Consider the following 17,364-nt stretch of genomic DNA (forward strand, 5'->3'; position numbering starts at 1 on the left):
GGTTCAAACCGCATTTGATGATTGGCGTAGCGTATATAACCACGAGCGCCCACACGAAGCGATTGCACTGGATACGCCTGTCAGTCGTTATCGCCCCAGCCCGAGAGGGTTTCCGTCCAGGCTACCTGAGATTGAGTATGGACCGGATGATGCGGTGGTCACAGTGAAATGGAATGGTGAGTTGCGATACAAGGGAAAGAGATTCAAGGTATCCAGCGCCTTACACAGGCATGAAGTGGCAATTCGCCCTCGCCATGATGAGGATGGCGTCTATGATGTGTTTTATGCGCATCATCATTGCGAAACCATCTACTTTACACACACATGAAAAACACATTAATGTGTCAACCATGTCCTCGTACATGTATCACCTATGTCCTCGGTCTATACAGCTTGTCCATAAGAAAGAAGGCAAAGAACAAGACCCCCTAGCTTCCGCTTGTTCCCTGCGTTGCTCGCCAAAATAAGCGGTCACGAAACTCGACCTGGCAGCTCACAAAATACGTGAACTGCTGCGGGACTCGAACAGTCGCTCCCTTCTCTCTTGTTTTGGCTGCGCTACTCGGCGCGTCAGATAGGGGCCTGTTTAAACCCACCACGATGAAGCATTCGTAGGCCATGTTAAATTCAGGGCGCTAGATAAAATTTCACTTCAAAGCTGAAGCCAACAACAATTTGTTTTTCATGGTGATCGCGCGGTACGCAATGCAAAAAATCTCACCAGAGGGCAAGCGTGTGGTTTTGTGGGCCCCTATCTGACGCGCCGAGTAGCGCAATCAGCGTGGGGGCATTCGGCCAGCGGCTGTCCGAGCTCCGCGGTGGCTTGCGCACTGTGCAAGCCGCTAGGACGAGTTTCGCTGGACGCCCACGATGATGAGCAACGCAGGGAACAAGCGAAAGCTAGGGTGCATTTCTTTTGGTTACTTATTCTTTGGGCAAGCAAAGAAAAGTAACTCGCCTACAGGCGAAAAAAAACATGACATAAAACAACCACCAATCCGTGTGAGCATACATGCGCCCTTTAAACCAAAGAACAACCTTTTATTGCAATTCCACTAGTTCTGGATTCCGGCCTCCGCCAGAATGACGATACCGAAAAATCATCCTCTCGGATGATGCACCTTATGCAGCTGCTGCAACCGCTCCCTCGCCACATGCGTATAAATCTGCGTCGTCGAAATATCCGCATGCCCTAATAGCATCTGCACCACGCGTAAATCGGCGCCATGATTTAACAAATGTGTCGCAAACGCATGGCGTAACACATGCGGGCTGATATGTTGTGAAATCCCCGCCTGTAAAGCATAGCGCTGGATAATGTGCCAGAACGCATGCCGTGTCATGGCATCGCCACGTGTGGTGACAAATACCGCGTCACTCAGACTGCCTTTTAAAATCTCGGGGCGCGCAATCGCCAGATAACGGTCTATCCATTCAGCAGCTTCCTGCCCCATAGGCACCAGCCTGGTTTTACTGCCCTTGCCTGTCACGCGCACCACACCATCCTGCGTGCTGACTTCAGCAATACTCACGTTCACCAGTTCCGATACGCGCAGCCCACTGGCATAGAGCAACTCCAGCATCGCCCGGTCACGCATTCCGAGCGGCGTATTCACGTCGGGCGCATGCAATAAATCTTCCACCTGCGATTCGCTCAAAGTTTTAGGCAGCTGCTTGGGCATTTTTGGCGCTTCTATATGCAATGTCGGGTCTTGCTTGATGAGATTTGCCGACAGTGCATAGCGGTAAAAACGCCTGAGGGTGGCAATCAGGCGGTTAATGCTGCGCACTTTAACCAAGGGGAAACGGTATGCCAGATATTCCTGCACATGATGTGACTGCACATCCCACAAGCCATGGGCATGCTGCCTGCACCACTCGGCAAATCCTTTTAGGTCATTGCGGTAGCTGGATAAGGTATTGAGCGACAATCCATCTTCGAGCCAGAGCTGGTCGATAAAACTATCGATTTCGGGAAAGGATGCCGCTCCTGCCAAAGAATGCTTTTTCTGCCGCATCTGTTTTTTATTTTCTACGCTGCTCATGCGCCAGCAACCAGCGTTTGATTTCCAACCCGCCTTCTATGCCTTGCATAAAACCGCCCAGGCCATTGCTAGCTACGATGCGGTGGCAAGGATTAAACAAGGGTAACGGGTTTGCACCGCAGGCGTTAGCCACGGCACGCGGACCTGAGCCCACAGCCGCCGCTAACTGGCTATAACTCCAGGTTTCACCGACGGGTATCGTGCGCATGGCCTGCCAGACACGCTGTTGGAAAGGCGTACCTCGACTGGATTGAATGGGCTGCCAAGTCATATGCGGATTTTCAAGATAAGCAGCGACTTGATCGGCAACTGCTTGTGCACGCGGATTGGGGCTGGCTTTGACGGGCAAGGCATGCAGCAGGAATTGAAGTACCTCGCCGGTTGCATCGCTGCGCACACCGACAAAGCCGAATGGCGCCGGGATTAAAGCATCGAGTTCATCATCAAGACTTTTCATGCATGTATTTAACTGTAATCCCGCACATGTTGCAACTGACAGTCGCAATCCGTTATACCTTTGCAAATGGCAATAAAAAAGCCCTTCAACTGAAGGGCTTTTTTGTGCAACGCTTGAATTAAGAGTTGTCTGCTGCGATTTCTTTTTCGCGTGCAACCAGTTTCTCTTTAATACGTGCAGATTTACCTGAACGCTCACGCAAGTAGTACAGTTTAGCGCGACGCACGTCACCACGGCGTTTCACTTCGATAGAAGCGATTTGTGGGGAGTAAGTCTGGAATGTACGCTCAACACCTTCACCGGAAGAAATTTTACGCACGATGAAGGATGAGTTCAGACCTTTGTTACGCTTGGCGATCACCACGCCTTCGTAAGCCTGTACACGTTTACGGTTACCTTCAACCACGTTTACACCTACAACAACAGTATCACCTGGGGCGAAGTCAGGGATGGTTTTGTTCAAGCGAGCAATTTCTTCTTGCTCTAACATTTTGATAATGTCTGCCATGTCAGTTCCTTTTAATTGTAAAGTGGCTCGTTCCTACTCCCAAGTCACTGATTCAAACTGCACGTGTTATCTACTGCGTTGCGCGGTGCTCAACATCCTCATGTACTGCATGTACACTCCGGTGTCTGCGCGCAGTGCGCCTCGTATCTAATCCCGCTCGTACTTGACTCAGTCGCCTTGGTACTCCTTGAGTAGCCTAGCCTCTTCTTTCGTCAACGGCCTTTCAGCCAATAAATCCGGGCGTTTAGCCCTTGTTAGCAGCAGCGATTGCTGTAATCGCCATTGTCTAATCTTTTCGTGGTGCCCTGACAGTAACACATCAGGCACCTTCAATCCTGCAAATTCTTCCGGCCTGGTGTAGTGCGGGTAATCCAGCAGGCCGTTCACAAACGAATCTTCCTGCGCGGAATCAGCATCACCTAATGCACCTGGTAACTGGCGAATCATCGCATCCAGTAACACCATGGCCGGTAACTCACCACCACTTAACACGTAATCCCCGATGGAGATTTCTTCATCCACCAGGGTATCCAGCACACGCTGGTCTACACCTTCATAGCGACTGGCTAACAACACTAGTCCCGGTAATTCTTTGAGCTGCAACACTTTTTCGTGTGTCAGCGGCTTGCCTCGCGGTGATAAATGGATCACCCTGGGCGTGACTCCTTGCGACTGTAACCGCGCTTTCGCATCACGAATGGCATTTGCCAGCGGTTCCGCCAGCATCACCATACCAGGACCACCACCATAAGGCCTGTCATCCACTGTGTGATGCACATCCTGCGTGTATTGACGCGGATTGGTCAGGGTTAAGTGATACAAGCCACGCTGCCTGGCACGACTGGTAATGCCATGCTCCGTCAGTGCTGCAAACATCTCAGGAAACAAACTGATGACTTCAATCTGCATCATGAGGCTCTAGTTTGCATAAAATGGCCTTTATTAAAAATCTGCGTCCCAATCTACCAGCACGGTACCCGCCTGAATATCGACCTCAGGCACTGCTTCACTGGTAAATGGAATCAAACGCTCGCGATATTCTACGCGCACTTTGCCATCTTTACCTTTAACGCTGGTTGGCTGCTCTTCACGCACCACAAGCACATCATTGGCACCGGTTTCAAACACCTGCTTAATCTTGCCAAATGCCACGCCCTGCGTATTAGTGACGCTCAAGCCAATCAGGTCAGACCAGTAATACTCACCTTCTTCGGTTTCCGGCAATGCTTCTCGTGGCACGGCAATCTGCTGACCCTTGAGGCTAAACGCTACATCGCGGTCCGCCACACCCGTCAGCTTGATCAGCAATACATCATTGTGGATCTTGGCCTGTTCTACCGTGACTTCACGCCAATTGGGCGCTTTGCCTATCCACCAACGATCATAGTCGAGCAATCCGTCGAGGTACTCCGTGTCCGGGACAACTTTCACCCAGCCATAAACGCCATATGGGGCGACAATGCGCCCCATCACAACCATATTCTCAAACGCCATTTAAATTCAGGCGTAGAAACAATTACTCAGCTGCTGGTGTTTCAGCGGCAGCGGCTTCTGCGGCGGCAGCGTCAGCTTTAGCCTTAGCGGCAGCTTCTGCAGCAGCGGCATCAGCTTCAGCCTTTAACTTTGCAGCAGCTTCAGCAATGGCTTTCTCTTTGGCAGCTTCAGCTTTGGCAGTTTCTTTAGCTTTAACTGCAGCCATGCCTTCGGCACCTTTAGCGTGGAATTTAACCAGACGCGCAACGGTGTCGGACAGTTGTGCACCGTTCTCAACCCAGTATTGTGTACGTGCTTCATCGATACGCAGGCCTTCAGCGCCAGCGCGTGCAGATGGATTGTAGAAACCAACGCGCTCGATAAAACGACCGTCACGACGGTTGCGGGAATCTGCCACAACTACGCTGTAAAACGGGTTCTTTTTAGAGCCACCACGTGATAAACGAATAACGACCATAATCTTGTTCTCTTAAAATGAATTTCTTTGCAGAAAGGCGCGGATTATACTTGATTTTTTAAGCCGGTGGCAAGTCTTTTTCACTTGCCGGAATGCGTGTTTCTGTATGGCGTTGGATCGACCACGCCCGCTTGTGCAAATCCAGCTTTGCGGAAACGGCAGGAATCACAGACACCGCAAGCTGCGCCCTGATCATCTGCCTGGTAGCAGGAAACTGTGAGCCCGTAATCCACACCTAACGCATGCCCCGTCCGGATAATATCGGCCTTGGTCATATCAATGAGCGGCGCATGCACGGTAATGGTTTGCCCCTCAACCGCAGCCTTGGTAGCCAGATTGGCCATCTGCTGGAAAGCCTTGACATACTCACCACGGCAATCTGGATAACCGGAATAATCCAGGGCGTTTACCCCAATAAAAATATCACGTGCCTGTAACACCTCTGCCCAGGCCAGGGACAAGGAAAGCATAATGGTATTGCGAGCCGGGACATAGGTGACAGGAATGCCTTGCGTTTCCTGCTCGGGCACGGCGATATTGTTGTCAGTCAGGGCCGAGCCGCCAAACAGCGATAAATCGAGCTGCACCGTTTTGTGCTCTGTTGCGCCCAACGCCTTTGCCACACGTTGCGCCGCCAGCAACTCTACATTGTGCCGCTGATGGTAATCCAGGCTCAGGCAATAGCAGTCATACCCTTGTGATTTAGCAATCGCCAGGACGGTGCTGGAATCCAGCCCGCCAGACAGTAAAATGACGGCTTTGGGTTGTTGAGATGCTGCCAAAGTTATACTCCTTGTTTCTCGCCCCAGAGGATTTTATGCAACTGCAGCTGCATGCGCACCTTGAGATGATCCTGCAGAATCCAGCTGGCCAATGTTTCGCCACTGACATCATGAAAACTGGGAGAGAATAACTGGTCACAATGGGCCGGGAATGGACGGGTTTGCAGCATCCGCTTAGCCCAGTCATAATCATCACGGCTGCAAACCACCCACTTCACCTCGTCTCCGGCTTTCAGTAGGGGTAGATTTTCCCAGCGGTTTTTTTCCACTTCGCCAGAACCGGGGGTTTTGATATCCATAATGATTTTTACCCGTGAATCTACATCTGCGATATCCATTGCACCACTGGTTTCCAGTGACACCTGGTAACCAGCATCACTCAAACGAGTCAATAATTCGATACATGGCTTCTGCGCCAATGGCTCGCCCCCTGTCACGCAGACATAACGCGTGTCATAAGCGGCAATCTGCTGCATGATTTCATCCAGCGTCATATTACTGCCGCCCTTGAATGCGTATTCGGTATCACAATAACCACAACGCAAAGGGCAACCGGTCAGGCGGATAAAAATCGTTGGCAGGCCAACACGCGAGCTCTCGCCCTGCAATGAATAGAAAATCTCGAAAATTCTGAGTGTAGTCATGAGGATATGAAAATAAAACGGGCAGATATTGCTATCTGCCCGCTATTATCGCCGAAATAAGCTAATTTCAATAACGAAAATCTGCTATTTGATACTTTCCAGCACCTTGAGGCGCTTCTGCGCACTGGGCGTCACTTCTGCCGATGGGTATGCCGCAATCAACTCTTTCAGGGTTTTTTTGGCGGCTGGGATCTGCCCCAGCTGAATCTGGCTATTGGCCAGGTTCAGCATGGCATTAGGCGCCAGCGAATGCGATGCATAACTATCCAGGAATTTCTGCTGGGTAGCTGCCGAAGATTTGTAACTCTTGAGCGCAAACTGCACATAACCCATCCCGTACAGCGCATCAGGGGTTAACTTGCTTCCTGAGTAGTTTTTCAAAAAAGCATCATAGGCATTAAACGCTTCTTTGTACTTGCCTGCTTGGTTCAGTGACTCAGCTTCGGCAAACGCACTCAACTCTTGCTGTGGAACGTCCGTCTTGGTATTACCGTTACCACCATTTCCAACATTGGCGCCAGGCGTTGCCGCTTGGCCACTGGTGACTGACTGGGCAAGCGTTTCCAGATTGCGCACGCGTGTATCCAAATCAGTATAAGCCGCATTCTGCTTGGTACGCATGTCTTCCAACTGGTGCGTCACCACTTCCAGGTCACCCTTGAGCTGTGCAACATCCTGACGGATTTGCTCTAGTTGGTTTTGCATGTCAAGCAAGCCCTTGCCATTGACTAATGCTTCCAGGCTTTGCACACGCTTGTCTAGAGACTGCTGTGTACGCGTCAGATCTGTAATGGCCTTTTGCTGGGCATCATGATCGGACGTTTGCTTGTTTTCCAGCTCGAGGATGCGTTTTCTGGCTTCTGTATCATCAAATAACGCCGCATGGCTGGCTGTTGTAACAGCCAGCCCCAAGGCGATCAACGTCGCAGATAATCGCAAATTACTGACCTGCATAAACGATGTCTACGCGACGATCTTGCTGGAAGCAACCGTCATCCGCGCAGTTTGCTTTGGCACGCTCTTCACCGTAGCTCACAGTTTCAATCTGGCTATCGTTTACACCCAATACATTCAGCGCATTTTTCACCGCCACAGAACGACGCTGACCCAATGCCAAGTTGTACTCGTGCGTGCCACGCTCGTCAGTGTTGCCTTGCAGAACGACTTTAGTTTGTGGGTGAGCCACCAGATATTTGGCATGGTTAGCAATCAAAGATTTGTACTCTTCGCGGATTGCATCGCTGTCGTAATCAAAAAACACCTGGCGTTTTGCCAACTCTGCAGCACTCAATTCATCCTTGCTGGTATCCACATCGACTGTTTTGATGTTGATTTTGTCAGTGTTGGCAGAGCTGTCAGCGTTAGAATCCTTAGCATTTGCCATTGGGCGAGTCACGCTGGAATCTTCTACTTTGGCAGGGTTCATCGGGGTGCTTTTACAAGCAGTCAACACTAACGCCAGTGCTGCAATTGTCCAAATACTCTTGTTCATACTTTCTCCTTAAAATGAGTGACTAAAATTGACCACGGATAAACTACTTGGGTGCCGCTTGCGCAGGTCCCCAAGCAGGTTCACGAATATCTCCGCCCGCTTCTGACAGGCGTTGCCTTACTAAACCGTCCACAGTCACCGTCGCCAGGGTGCCCTTTCCACCTGCGCGCGTTGCGTACATGATGGTACGTGCGTTAGGTGCAAAAGTGGGTGACTCGTCCAACGAACCATTACTGAGCAATTTTACATCACCCGTGCCAAGATCCTGAACGGCAACCTTAAAGGAACCACCATCATTGCGGATATAGGTCAAATACTTGCCATCCGGTGAAAAACGCGGACTCACATTATAGCCCCCCTCAAACGTGACACGGGAAGCCGAGCCACCTGAAGCTGGAACTTTGTAAATCTGCGGGCGACCACCACGGTCTGAGCTGAAATAAATATACTGGCCATCAGGTGAGAACGCTGGCTCGGTATCAATAGAGCTACTTTTAGTCACTTGCTGCAAATTGGAACCGTCCGCAGAAATTGTATAAATCTGCGAGTTAGCACCGTAAGTCAGCACCACCGCAAGCTTGCTACCATCAGGCGACCAGGCAGGGGCACTGTTATTGCCTTTAAAATTGGCAACGACTTTGCGCTCCCCGGTGTATAGGGACTGCACAAAGACAATCGGTTTCTTTTTCTCAAACGAGACATAGGCCATCTTAGTGCCATCAGGCGACCAGGCAGGAGAAATAATAGGCTCATTGGATGACACCAGTGTCTGGGCGTTAAAGCCATCGTAATCTGCAATCTGCAAGGTAAAGCGTTTGCCTACTTTGGTCACATAGGCAATACGGGTGGCAAACGCCCCTGGTTGACCTGTGAATTTTTCGTAAATCTGGTCTGCGATCAAATGTGCAACGTGGCGGTATTGGCTGGGCGAGACGGTATAGGTCAATTGCAACAAGGCCGTCTGGCGCAGTACATCCATCACCTGCACAGACACCTTCAAATTGCCGCCCACCTGTTGCACTTCACCTAAACTCAGACCTTGCGCTTTCAGCGCTGTCCAGTCCGTATATTTGATCTGTGACGCATTGGTTGGCAAGGCTGGCATGCCACTGGTATTGATGATACGGAACATGCCACTACCGCGAAGATCGTTGCTGATAATTTCATGCAACCGGCTCTTCTGTGAATTAGCCGGTTCGGCCATAGGCAGAATCGCGATAGGTATCTGGATAGCACTACCACCACTGATTTCGATTTCCAAAGCAGCGTTGGCAGATGTAGCAAACATGCAGGCGAGCAGGCCAGCCAAAAAAATGCGCCATACAGCGTATGTCAAATGACTGTAGACAGTTTTCATGGTTTCAGTTTTATTCATTTGTTTTATATACAATAATTATAACGAAAAGCCCAGGTAGGTCATAGTTTAGCCTTTGGGCTTTAATTTCAAACGGATCTGATCCAGCAATTTTCTACGCTCTGCAGGATGATCTTCACCCGGTAAATCAAACGGCTTGGCTGACAACACGGCTCGTATTACCGCATCATCACACACAGCATCACCCGATCCTTTGGCCAGCTTGGGCATTCCAGAAATATCGCCGGTGGCGGTCAACTGCATGTCCACCGCCAACTCCGGGTTGGATACCGGGCATAAGCTAGGATTCACATTGCTGCGGATTTTGCGCTTCATTAATTCCGCGTAATAGCCTAACACAGATGGATCTACTGCCGCGGCGGCTGCGGCTTGTTGCGACTCCATATCCTGCTGACGCAGTGCTTCCTGGATTTTCTTAAGCTTATCCTCTTCCTCTTGTTTACGCAGGGCTTCCTGTATTTTCTTCAGTTTTTCTTCCTGTTTTTTCTGCTCAAGTTCTTTCTTTTTCTGTTCTTCTAGCTGCTTTTTTTTCTCATCTTCCTGCTTTTTGAGTGCAATTTGCGCTTCTTGTTCCGCTTGCTTGACTTGAGGGTCAGGTTTAGGCTGTGGTGGAGGTGGTTCTGGCTCCGGCGGTTTAGGCTCTGGCTTGGGTTCCGGCTCAGGCGGTGGCGGCGTCGGTTCCACGGGTTTGGTGACCGGTTTGGCCGGTTGCTTACTGGGCAGACTGTCCCATAATGTGGCTTCCATGACACTGGGATTAACGTGCACTGCTTTCCAGTCAACCATGAAAATCATGCCCAGAAACAACAATACATGCATCAGTACAGAAAGTACTGCCGCGCGTTTGCGTATTGCCTGATCTTGTGGGGACAAATCGATTTTCATCTGGATAGGGTCGTTAAAGGATTACCACGTAGTTTGAGTCATTGGTTGCTTACTTTTCGTTCTGGAACAGCAAGCCAACCTTATCGACCTGTGCCTGCTTGAGCAAATCCATCACCGAGACCACCTCACCATAAGGAGTATTTTTATCAGCCGAAACCACGACCGGCTTTTCGGCTTCTGACAGCCGTTGACGAATCAAAGCCAGCATATCATCGCGCCCCATCTCCTTACCATCCATCATGACAGTGCCCTCTTTCTTGACTGTGACCACAATTGGATCGCCGCTTTGCTTGAGCGCTTGCCCAACTTTAGGCAACTCAACCATGCCAGGGTTCGTCATTGGAGCGGTGACCATAAAAATCACAAGCAATACCAGCGTGACGTCGATATAAGGCACGACGTTAATCTGGTTCATCATGCGCCGTTTACGCGTTCTGCTCATGCGGGCTCCGATCAGGCTCTACGTTGTAAAATGTTGGTAAATTCTTCGATAAAACTCTCGTAACGCACAGAGAGGCGATCAACGCCAGCGGCGAAACGGTTATAGGCAATGACAGCTGGAATCGCCGCGAATAAACCAATGGCCGTCGCCACCAAGGCCTCAGCAATACCAGGCGCCACTTGACTCAGGGTAGCCTGTGCCACATTAGACAGACCTCGGAAGGCATTCATAATGCCCCAGACAGTGCCAAACAAACCAATGTATGGACTGACAGAACCGACAGAGGCCAGGAATGGCAAATGGGAATCCAGGTAGTCGAGCTCACGGTTATAGGCTGCACGCATGGCTCGACGCGTCGCTTCCATCACATCACTGACTTCTGCATCTTTTTGCTGCTTGTAGCGGATAAACTCCTTTAACCCAGCCTGAAAAATGCTGGCCATGCCTTGGGGCGTTTTCCTGCCAGCAGTGATGCGTTCATACAGCTCGTTCAGGTCGCCGCCAGACCAAAACTGTGCTTCAAACTGATCTACATTTTCATTTGCCGCCTTCAATGAAAACACTTTAATGAAGATATACCACCAGGAGACCAGTGAGGTCAGCAGCAAGATCAGCATCACCAGCTGAACTGGCAAACTGGCCCCGCTCACCAGGGTAAAAATCGACATATCGTTCGTTACATTCATGAAGACTCCAGTGCAATTTTGATACGGGCCGGAATACCCGTGGGTTTAAATGAATCTGCATCCACACAGGCCACCTTGACCTGTGCCTCAATTAAAACGGTTTCACCACGCATGATTTGTTGGCGGCAACTGAAACTGCCACGGCCCATTTCCATCAATTGTGAAAACACTTCTAACTCTTCATCCAGCCGCGCTGGTTTTTTAAACTGTAGTTGCATGCTATGCACAACAAACAACACCTGCTCTTGTTGCTTTAAAGCACCCTGGGCAAAACCAGATGCCCGCAACCATTCAGTCCGTGCGCGCTCCATAAAATTCAGGTAGCGGCTGTGATATACCACACCACCGGCATCGGTATCCTCGTAATACACACGAACCGGGAACACGAACATATTATTGCCCATCTTGCCACAATTCACCTGACACCATACTTGCAGGCGCCTTCAGGCCGAAGTGCTGATAGGTTAACATGGTCGCGACGCGTCCACGCGGCGTACGCATCAGGTAGCCTTGCTGGATCAGGTAAGGCTCCAGCACATCCTCTATCGTATCGCGCTCTTCGCCAATGGCTGCAGCCAGATTATCCAGGCCAACCGGCCCACCACCAAACTTTTCAACCACGGCCTGCAACAGTTTGCGGTCCATCACATCTAACCCCTGCTGATCCACATCCAGCATTTTCAGGGCAGCATCTGCAATCAGATCAGTGACGACCCCATCCGATTTGACCTGGGCATAATCACGCACGCGGCGTAGCAAGCGGTTGGCAATACGGGGGGTGCCACGCGCACGGCGTGCAATTTCATAGGCGCCCGCCTGCTGCATGTCAACTTCGAGCAAACTGGCTGAGCGGCTCACGATCCTGGCAAGTTCGTCATGGGAGTAAAATTCCAGGCGGGCGACGATGCCAAAACGGTCACGCAAAGGATTGGTCAACATGCCTGCGCGCGTAGTGGCCCCCACCAGCGTAAACGGCGGCAAATCCAGGCGTACACTGCGTGCGGCGGGACCTTCACCAATCATGATATCCAGCCGGTAATCTTCCATGGCTGGATACAAAATCTCTTCCACCACCGGGCTTAAACGGTGAATTTCATCAATAAACAGCACATCATTAGGTTCAAGATTGGTCAGCAAGGCAGCGAGGTCGCCGGCTCGCTCCAATACAGGGCCAGAAGTCATGCGTAAATTGACTCCCATCTCTTTAGCCACGATATGGGCCAAGGTGGTTTTGCCGAGACCAGGCGGGCCAAATAGCAACACATGGTCCAGCGCTTCCTGGCGGCCACGGGCGGCATTGATGAAAATTTCGAGCTGACCGCGCGCTTTTTCCTGCCCGACATATTCGTCCAGCAGTTTAGGTCGCAGTGCACGCTCCAGCGCTTCTTCCTGAACGCTGGCACTGGCAGGCGCTACAAGTCTATCGGTTTCTATCATGAGTGATCGGCGATGAAGTGCAGTACAACACTAAACAATATAGGGCCTCATGCCGCTGTTGAAGAAGGTTATTTTTTCGTCATCATACCATGCAGCGTGTGACTATTACAGACCATGACAGTCCGCCAATGGTTGCACCTTACTCGCCATTACTTGGCAAGGTACTTAAGTGCCTGGCGAATACCGTCACTGACACTGATGCCAGGCTCCAGCATCTTGATGGTCGCCTGGGCTTCTCGCTCATGGTAACCTAGGGCCACCAGTGCATTGAGGATGTCATCCGTGGCGGCTTTCGCTGCAGGTTGCGCGGAAGTTGATCCACTAACCACAAACTTGTCTTTGAGCTCCAGCAGCAAACGCTCAGCGGTTTTTTTTCCTATGCCAGGAATACGGGTCAGCATGGAAACCTCTTGCTGGCTGACGGCCAACATCAAGTCATTGACACTGACCCCACTTAAAATCGACAGTGCAGACTTGGCACCTATGCCATTGACTTTGAGGAGTTGCTTGAAGGTATTTTTTTCCTGCTCGCTGCCAAAGCCATAGAGCAATTGCGCGTCTTCCCGCACCACCATGTGCGTTAATACCTGCACCGACTGACCCAGCTCAGGCAGGTTGTAAAAGGTGCTCATGGGGACTTCGACCTCGTAACCGACACCATTGCAATCGATGACAATCAACGGTGGGGATTTTTCCAGCAATCGGCCATTCAGACGCGCAATCATATCAATCTTCCATTTCTCACCCTGAACCCGGCGGTCGCCAATGCCCCCAGCCCTTGCCCGCCATGCGCATGACAGATGGCACACGCCAATGCATCGGCTGAATCGGGACTAGGATTCGCGGGCAGTTTTAACAGACGCTTCACCATTTCCTGCACTTGCTCTTTTTGGGCATGGCCATTGCCAACTACGGATTGCTTGACTTGCAAGGCGGTGTATTCGGCAACAGACAACTGGCGGATGACCGCCGCCGAAATGGCTGCCCCACGCGCCTGTCCTAATAAAAGCGTAGATTGAGGATTCACGTTAACGAACACCTTTTCAATCGCCACCTGCGTCGGCTGGTAAGTGTCAATGACTTCAAACAAGCCATCCAAGATCACTTTCAAGCGCTCGGGCAATGCTTCTTTTTCTGACTCGCCATCCTCGCTTTTTTTGGCCGCGGCAGTTTTGATCAGGCCACTGGTGACATAAGACAGCTTGCCATCTACAGCCTCAATGACACCAAAACCGGTAATCCTGAGCCCGGGATCTATCCCCAAGATGCGTTGCGAGGCCATTAAAAATGACTCCCCCAGCCAGCGAAGAATATCACTGGTTACTCTTCGATCACGGCAGAAGTGTAGACGTCCTGCACGTCATCCAGGTCTTCCAGCATATCGAGGATTTTTTGCATTTTGACGGCATCATCGCCAGTAAAGACCACCTCATTCAAAGGCTTCATGGTCACTTGTGCCATGACAGCCTTGAGGCCCGCAGCTTCCAGCGCTTCTTTGACAGTCACAAAGTCGCCGGGCGCAGTAATTACTTCAATGCTGCCGTCTTCATCGGTAATCACGTCTTCGGCACCAGCTTCGAGCGCCGCTTCCATCACGGCATCTTCAGAAACTCCTGGCTCAAATACCAGTTGGCCACAGTGTTTGAACATAAAAGCCACGCTGCCATCAGTCCCCAGGTTACCACCGTGTTTGGTCAAGGCATGACGTACATCCATTACCGCGCGCTGACGGTTATCGGTCAGACAATCAATAATAATGGCCGCACCATTAATGCCATAACCTTCATAACGGATTTCTTCATAGTTCACACCTTCCAATTCACCCGTGCCTTTTTTAATGGCACGCGTAATATTGTCTGAGGGCATGTTTTCTTCTTTGGCCGCTGCCACTGCTGCGCGCAAACGTGGGTTCATGGCCGTATCGCCACCCCCCATACGGGCAGAAACCGTGATTTCCTTGATCAGCTTGGTGAAGATTTTGCCGCGCTTGGCATCCTGACGGCCTTTACGGTGTTGAATATTGGCCCATTTACTATGTCCAGCCATAGTGCTTCCTTGTATTTTTTAACAACGTTGTTGAGATCATTGAACTCACCAATTTTACCACAGCCACCTGAACGCCAAGCGACCGTCGCGCACAACAAAAAAGCCTGACATGGTCAGGCCTTTTATGAAAGACTAGCGCTGCACTACTGACTCTTGCCGTAAGCAGGCTGCATCATGAGAAAGGAAATCAGGCTCAGTGAAAAGATAATCAAACCCATCCCCGTCATTTCCATATGATCCGGCACTTCATTTAACTGTATCCATGCCGCAATCACACCAATCACTGGTGCCAGCATGGATGCCATACTGGCGACACCCGCCGGCAACCGCTGCAAGGCGAACAACCACAGCAACCAGGCCAATGCACCACACAACACCACATTAAACAAAACAGCACCGATCAAGTAGGTAGACCAATCAATCGCCGGCGCAGGCACCAGCCAGGCAATCAGCACCATGGGCAGCGACCCCAGCAACATCGGCCATGCCGTCAGATTAATCAAGTCGAGCGTGGGATGGCGCTGATGCAACTGCTTGGTCATGATGGCAGACAATGCCCATGACACGCCAGACAATACTGCCAGCAACATGCTAAAACTGTCGGCACGGATATGCAGCGGATCAAAAATAAACAACATCCCCAGCACTGCCGCAATCACCGCCAGCCATTGCCACCCGTGCACACGCTCACCCAGCATGGGCCAAGCGAACAGCAAGGTCCAGAACGGCATGGTGTAGGTCAGCACTGCCGTTTTACCAGCGCCGCCTGCTACCAGTGCCCACATCAACACGCCAGTGAAGCCCACATTCTGCAAAATGCCCAACAGCAACATCGTAGGAAACTCTGTAAGCCCCATTGGACGGCGCGTCACATACAACACAACAAACAGCACCAACGCCCCAAAAAACGTTCGCATGGCAGCAAACTGGAACGGCCCTGCATATTGCAGTGCGCTCTTCATCACTACCCAGTTATACCCCCAGATGATAGTGAGTATCAGCAGCGCAGTCATCGCTTGCGAACGTTGTTTGATCAATTGATCCATAAACCTTGTTCCACGGGAGATGTGAGGTATGTATTAATTCCAGATGTGCGTCACGGCCAACCACTGACCATCTGCCTGCTTTTGGAAAACAACTTGTACATTGCCGCCAAACTGCTGTTTGACACCATCTTCGCCCACCATGGCTGCTGCCCAATTCCCGGTTTGAGTCGCCATCGTATCGCTCACCACGGCCTCTTTCATAGTGAGTGCATGTTCAATGACACCTGCCTGAATCAAACCACCAAAAAAGTCAGCCACAGCCTGGCGGCCTTTAACCACCTGGCCAGCAGGTGCCGGCATCACGATTGCGTCGTTGGCGTACAAGGCCGCAATCGCCTGTGTATTTTTGCTGTTAAACGCAGCGTCAAATTGCTGGTTCAATGTAGTTAATGTGTCTACAACAGTTGCCATGGTGAAACTCCTTCATTGAAAAATCGAATTTACTGATTAAAATCCCAAGCTGACATCCCGCGGTCTATCACCCCTAAAATTGCTTGTAAATCATTACGTTGCTGCTCATTTAAGCCCTGCATGCACAACCGCAATCGCGTGTAGTAATCCGGCATCACTGCATCCAGCTTGGCTTGCCCAGCGGGCGTGAGCTGGATCTTCACGCTGCGCCTGTCTTGCGGCACAGAGATACGCTGCACTAATCCGCCTTGCTCCAACCCATCAAGCAGGCCAGTCATGCTGGCACGCGTCACGCCCAGCTTTTCAGCTAATACCGAAGGTGTAGAGGTCAGGTCGGTTTCACGCATGAGTAAAATCAGCACCCACCAGCGTCCTTGCAGCAAGTCATGCTTGCTCAGGCAAGCATCCAGTGCGACCGACAAATCAGTCGCTACCCGCAATAACATCAGGAAGCTGGCAATGGCTGTGACATCCGCTTCTGGATAGCGTTGCGCAAACCGGCGTAATACTTCTTGAGTAGGGAGATCTCTGAGCTGCAACATAATTAGCCTCATTATAGTTAGGTGGCTAATTATGTCAAGTGTAATTTTTGTTTTTCTTATGCAATCATCGGTGTATATTCTTTGTTCGTGCCCTATGAAAGGAGGAAGTCATGAAGACGCTTCAACAAGTACTCTCTCATAAAACTCACCAAGGCATTATCAGTATTTCGCCTAACCGACCGGTTTATGATGCACTGGTTATCCTGGCAGAATACAAAATCGGTGCACTGGCCGTGATCAAGGATGGCGAACTGGTGGGCATTTTCTCCGAGCGTGACTATGCGCGTGAGATCATTCTCAAGGGTCGCTCGTCCAAAACAACGCCTGTCAGTGACGTCATGACGGAAAAGGTCATTATCGGCAAAGCGTCAGACCTGGTGGAGTCAGCCATGAGCACCATGCTGGAAAAGCGCATTCGCCACCTGCCTGTGGTCGACAACGGAAAAATGCTGGGGATGCTGTCTATCGGCGATGTCCTGAAGGAAACTATTAGCTACCAGCAGGAACTGATCAAGCAGCTGGAAAGCTATATACACAGTTAACAGGCTGGGTTGGTTCAATAAAAAAGGGGGCAGGCTCCCCTTTTAAATATATCAGCCCTATACGCTTAAAGGT

General features: G+C 50.8%; 23 protein-coding genes and 1 pseudogene. 2 read left to right on the forward strand and 22 right to left on the reverse strand.

Annotation, left to right across the window (positions count from 1 at the left end):
- Positions 1-328: pseudogene (locus tag F463_RS15045) on the forward strand (IS481 family transposase); the annotation flags it as partial.
- A gap of 772 nt (positions 329-1,100) precedes the next feature.
- Here the strand turns inward: F463_RS15045 and xerD are convergent.
- From xerD to F463_RS0112780, 22 genes are all read right to left on the reverse strand, one after another.
- Positions 1,101-2,018 carry a site-specific tyrosine recombinase XerD gene (xerD, locus tag F463_RS0112670; RefSeq protein WP_026295572.1) on the reverse strand — a complete coding sequence of 306 codons (918 nt, stop codon included), beginning with the start codon at positions 2,016-2,018 and terminating at the stop codon, positions 1,101-1,103.
- A gap of 7 nt (positions 2,019-2,025) precedes the next feature.
- Entirely contained in the window at positions 2,026-2,502 is a 477-nt protein-coding gene (locus F463_RS0112675) for a methylated-DNA--[protein]-cysteine S-methyltransferase (protein WP_018987473.1), read from the reverse strand.
- 118 nt (positions 2,503-2,620) lie between these two features.
- The gene (rplS, locus tag F463_RS0112685) at positions 2,621-3,010 is read right to left on the reverse strand and encodes a 50S ribosomal protein L19 (RefSeq protein ID WP_018987475.1); all 390 of its coding nucleotides are present in this window, start codon (positions 3,008-3,010) and stop codon (positions 2,621-2,623) included.
- A gap of 168 nt (positions 3,011-3,178) precedes the next feature.
- Complete coding sequence (trmD, locus tag F463_RS0112690; protein WP_018987476.1) at positions 3,179-3,919, reverse strand: tRNA (guanosine(37)-N1)-methyltransferase TrmD; 741 nt, start codon at positions 3,917-3,919, stop codon at positions 3,179-3,181.
- A gap of 33 nt (positions 3,920-3,952) precedes the next feature.
- Positions 3,953-4,504: a ribosome maturation factor RimM gene (gene rimM / locus F463_RS0112695; protein ID WP_026295574.1), complete on the reverse strand. Its 552-nt coding sequence runs from the start codon at positions 4,502-4,504 to the stop codon at positions 3,953-3,955.
- Between the two features lie 22 nt (positions 4,505-4,526).
- Entirely contained in the window at positions 4,527-4,961 is a 435-nt protein-coding gene (gene rpsP, locus F463_RS0112700; RefSeq protein ID WP_018987478.1) for a 30S ribosomal protein S16, read from the reverse strand.
- A gap of 80 nt (positions 4,962-5,041) precedes the next feature.
- Positions 5,042-5,743 carry a 7-cyano-7-deazaguanine synthase QueC gene (gene queC, locus F463_RS0112705; RefSeq protein ID WP_018987479.1) on the reverse strand — a complete coding sequence of 234 codons (702 nt, stop codon included), beginning with the start codon at positions 5,741-5,743 and terminating at the stop codon, positions 5,042-5,044.
- A gap of 2 nt (positions 5,744-5,745) precedes the next feature.
- Entirely contained in the window at positions 5,746-6,387 is a 642-nt protein-coding gene (gene queE / locus F463_RS0112710; protein ID WP_018987480.1) for a 7-carboxy-7-deazaguanine synthase QueE, read from the reverse strand.
- 84 nt (positions 6,388-6,471) lie between these two features.
- On the reverse strand, positions 6,472-7,341 hold the full coding sequence (locus F463_RS0112715; RefSeq protein WP_018987481.1) for a YbgF trimerization domain-containing protein: 870 nt from the start codon (positions 7,339-7,341) through the stop codon (positions 6,472-6,474).
- The gene (pal, locus tag F463_RS0112720; RefSeq protein ID WP_018987482.1) at positions 7,328-7,879 is read right to left on the reverse strand and encodes a peptidoglycan-associated lipoprotein Pal; all 552 of its coding nucleotides are present in this window, start codon (positions 7,877-7,879) and stop codon (positions 7,328-7,330) included. The genes F463_RS0112715 and pal overlap by 14 nt, the downstream gene beginning before the upstream one ends.
- A gap of 43 nt (positions 7,880-7,922) precedes the next feature.
- The gene (gene tolB, locus F463_RS0112725; protein WP_018987483.1) at positions 7,923-9,254 is read right to left on the reverse strand and encodes a Tol-Pal system beta propeller repeat protein TolB; all 1,332 of its coding nucleotides are present in this window, start codon (positions 9,252-9,254) and stop codon (positions 7,923-7,925) included.
- A gap of 48 nt (positions 9,255-9,302) precedes the next feature.
- On the reverse strand, positions 9,303-10,139 hold the full coding sequence (gene tolA, locus F463_RS0112730) for a cell envelope integrity protein TolA (RefSeq protein WP_018987484.1): 837 nt from the start codon (positions 10,137-10,139) through the stop codon (positions 9,303-9,305).
- Positions 10,140-10,188: 49 nt separating this feature from the next.
- Positions 10,189-10,581, reverse strand: coding sequence for an ExbD/TolR family protein (locus F463_RS0112735; protein WP_026295575.1), 393 nt, complete (start codon positions 10,579-10,581; stop codon positions 10,189-10,191).
- An 11-nt stretch (positions 10,582-10,592) separates the two neighbouring features.
- Positions 10,593-11,267, reverse strand: a complete 675-nt coding sequence (gene tolQ, locus F463_RS0112740; protein ID WP_018987486.1) for a protein TolQ — start codon at positions 11,265-11,267, stop codon at positions 10,593-10,595.
- Complete coding sequence (ybgC, locus tag F463_RS0112745; protein WP_018987487.1) at positions 11,264-11,671, reverse strand: tol-pal system-associated acyl-CoA thioesterase; 408 nt, start codon at positions 11,669-11,671, stop codon at positions 11,264-11,266. The genes tolQ and ybgC overlap by 4 nt, the downstream gene beginning before the upstream one ends.
- Positions 11,661-12,704 carry a Holliday junction branch migration DNA helicase RuvB gene (gene ruvB, locus F463_RS0112750; RefSeq protein WP_018987488.1) on the reverse strand — a complete coding sequence of 348 codons (1,044 nt, stop codon included), beginning with the start codon at positions 12,702-12,704 and terminating at the stop codon, positions 11,661-11,663. Before ruvB ends, ybgC begins: the two co-directional genes overlap by 11 nt.
- Positions 12,705-12,853: 149 nt before the next feature.
- On the reverse strand, positions 12,854-13,429 hold the full coding sequence (gene ruvA, locus F463_RS0112755; protein ID WP_018987489.1) for a Holliday junction branch migration protein RuvA: 576 nt from the start codon (positions 13,427-13,429) through the stop codon (positions 12,854-12,856).
- A complete protein-coding gene (gene ruvC / locus F463_RS0112760) occupies positions 13,426-13,986 on the reverse strand; it encodes a crossover junction endodeoxyribonuclease RuvC (RefSeq protein ID WP_018987490.1) in 561 nt (186 codons plus the stop codon). Before ruvC ends, ruvA begins: the two co-directional genes overlap by 4 nt.
- A gap of 38 nt (positions 13,987-14,024) precedes the next feature.
- Positions 14,025-14,750 carry a YebC/PmpR family DNA-binding transcriptional regulator gene (locus F463_RS0112765; protein ID WP_018987491.1) on the reverse strand — a complete coding sequence of 242 codons (726 nt, stop codon included), beginning with the start codon at positions 14,748-14,750 and terminating at the stop codon, positions 14,025-14,027.
- 143 nt (positions 14,751-14,893) lie between these two features.
- The gene (locus F463_RS0112770) at positions 14,894-15,796 is read right to left on the reverse strand and encodes a DMT family transporter (RefSeq protein WP_018987492.1); all 903 of its coding nucleotides are present in this window, start codon (positions 15,794-15,796) and stop codon (positions 14,894-14,896) included.
- Positions 15,797-15,829: 33 nt separating this feature from the next.
- The gene (locus tag F463_RS0112775) at positions 15,830-16,207 is read right to left on the reverse strand and encodes a YybH family protein (RefSeq protein WP_018987493.1); all 378 of its coding nucleotides are present in this window, start codon (positions 16,205-16,207) and stop codon (positions 15,830-15,832) included.
- Between the two features lie 29 nt (positions 16,208-16,236).
- Positions 16,237-16,749 (reverse strand): MarR family winged helix-turn-helix transcriptional regulator, encoded by a 513-nt coding sequence (locus F463_RS0112780; protein WP_018987494.1) that lies wholly within the window; start codon positions 16,747-16,749, stop codon positions 16,237-16,239.
- 110 nt (positions 16,750-16,859) lie between these two features.
- On the opposite strand from F463_RS0112780, the gene F463_RS0112785 reads away from it, so the two are divergent.
- Entirely contained in the window at positions 16,860-17,291 is a 432-nt protein-coding gene (locus F463_RS0112785; RefSeq protein WP_018987495.1) for a CBS domain-containing protein, read from the forward strand.
- Positions 17,292-17,364 lie beyond the last annotated feature (73 nt).

It is taken from the genome of Methylophilus methylotrophus DSM 46235 = ATCC 53528, assembly GCF_000378225.1.
GTDB classification, from domain to species: Bacteria; Pseudomonadota; Gammaproteobacteria; order Burkholderiales; family Methylophilaceae; genus Methylophilus; species Methylophilus methylotrophus.

Bases quoted from the DNA above. Each gene is read 5' to 3' on its own strand.
- F463_RS0112675 (WP_018987473.1), bottom strand. From the start codon at position 2,502: ATGAAAAGTCTTGATGATGAACTCGATGCTTTAATCCCGGCGCCATTC.
- ruvB (WP_018987488.1), bottom strand. From the start codon at position 12,704: ATGATAGAAACCGATAGACTTGTAGCGCCTGCCAGTGCCAGCGTTCAG.
- tolA (WP_018987484.1), bottom strand. From the start codon at position 10,139: ATGAAAATCGATTTGTCCCCACAAGATCAGGCAATACGCAAACGCGCG.
- rimM (WP_026295574.1), bottom strand. From the start codon at position 4,504: ATGGCGTTTGAGAATATGGTTGTGATGGGGCGCATTGTCGCCCCATAT.
- ruvA (WP_018987489.1), bottom strand. From the start codon at position 13,429: ATGATTGCGCGTCTGAATGGCCGATTGCTGGAAAAATCCCCACCGTTG.
- F463_RS0112785 (WP_018987495.1), top strand. From the start codon at position 16,860: ATGAAGACGCTTCAACAAGTACTCTCTCATAAAACTCACCAAGGCATT.
- tolQ (WP_018987486.1), bottom strand. From the start codon at position 11,267: ATGAATGTAACGAACGATATGTCGATTTTTACCCTGGTGAGCGGGGCC.
- F463_RS0112780 (WP_018987494.1), bottom strand. From the start codon at position 16,749: ATGTTGCAGCTCAGAGATCTCCCTACTCAAGAAGTATTACGCCGGTTT.
- xerD (WP_026295572.1), bottom strand. From the start codon at position 2,018: ATGCGGCAGAAAAAGCATTCTTTGGCAGGAGCGGCATCCTTTCCCGAA.
- F463_RS0112765 (WP_018987491.1), bottom strand. From the start codon at position 14,750: ATGGCTGGACATAGTAAATGGGCCAATATTCAACACCGTAAAGGCCGT.
- queE (WP_018987480.1), bottom strand. From the start codon at position 6,387: ATGACTACACTCAGAATTTTCGAGATTTTCTATTCATTGCAGGGCGAG.
- rpsP (WP_018987478.1), bottom strand. From the start codon at position 4,961: ATGGTCGTTATTCGTTTATCACGTGGTGGCTCTAAAAAGAACCCGTTT.
- pal (WP_018987482.1), bottom strand. From the start codon at position 7,879: ATGAACAAGAGTATTTGGACAATTGCAGCACTGGCGTTAGTGTTGACT.
- F463_RS0112770 (WP_018987492.1), bottom strand. From the start codon at position 15,796: ATGGATCAATTGATCAAACAACGTTCGCAAGCGATGACTGCGCTGCTG.
- F463_RS0112715 (WP_018987481.1), bottom strand. From the start codon at position 7,341: ATGCAGGTCAGTAATTTGCGATTATCTGCGACGTTGATCGCCTTGGGG.
- ybgC (WP_018987487.1), bottom strand. From the start codon at position 11,671: ATGGGCAATAATATGTTCGTGTTCCCGGTTCGTGTGTATTACGAGGAT.
- tolB (WP_018987483.1), bottom strand. From the start codon at position 9,254: ATGAATAAAACTGAAACCATGAAAACTGTCTACAGTCATTTGACATAC.
- rplS (WP_018987475.1), bottom strand. From the start codon at position 3,010: ATGGCAGACATTATCAAAATGTTAGAGCAAGAAGAAATTGCTCGCTTG.
- F463_RS0112735 (WP_026295575.1), bottom strand. From the start codon at position 10,581: ATGAGCAGAACGCGTAAACGGCGCATGATGAACCAGATTAACGTCGTG.
- ruvC (WP_018987490.1), bottom strand. From the start codon at position 13,986: ATGGCCTCGCAACGCATCTTGGGGATAGATCCCGGGCTCAGGATTACC.
- trmD (WP_018987476.1), bottom strand. From the start codon at position 3,919: ATGCAGATTGAAGTCATCAGTTTGTTTCCTGAGATGTTTGCAGCACTG.
- F463_RS0112775 (WP_018987493.1), bottom strand. From the start codon at position 16,207: ATGGCAACTGTTGTAGACACATTAACTACATTGAACCAGCAATTTGAC.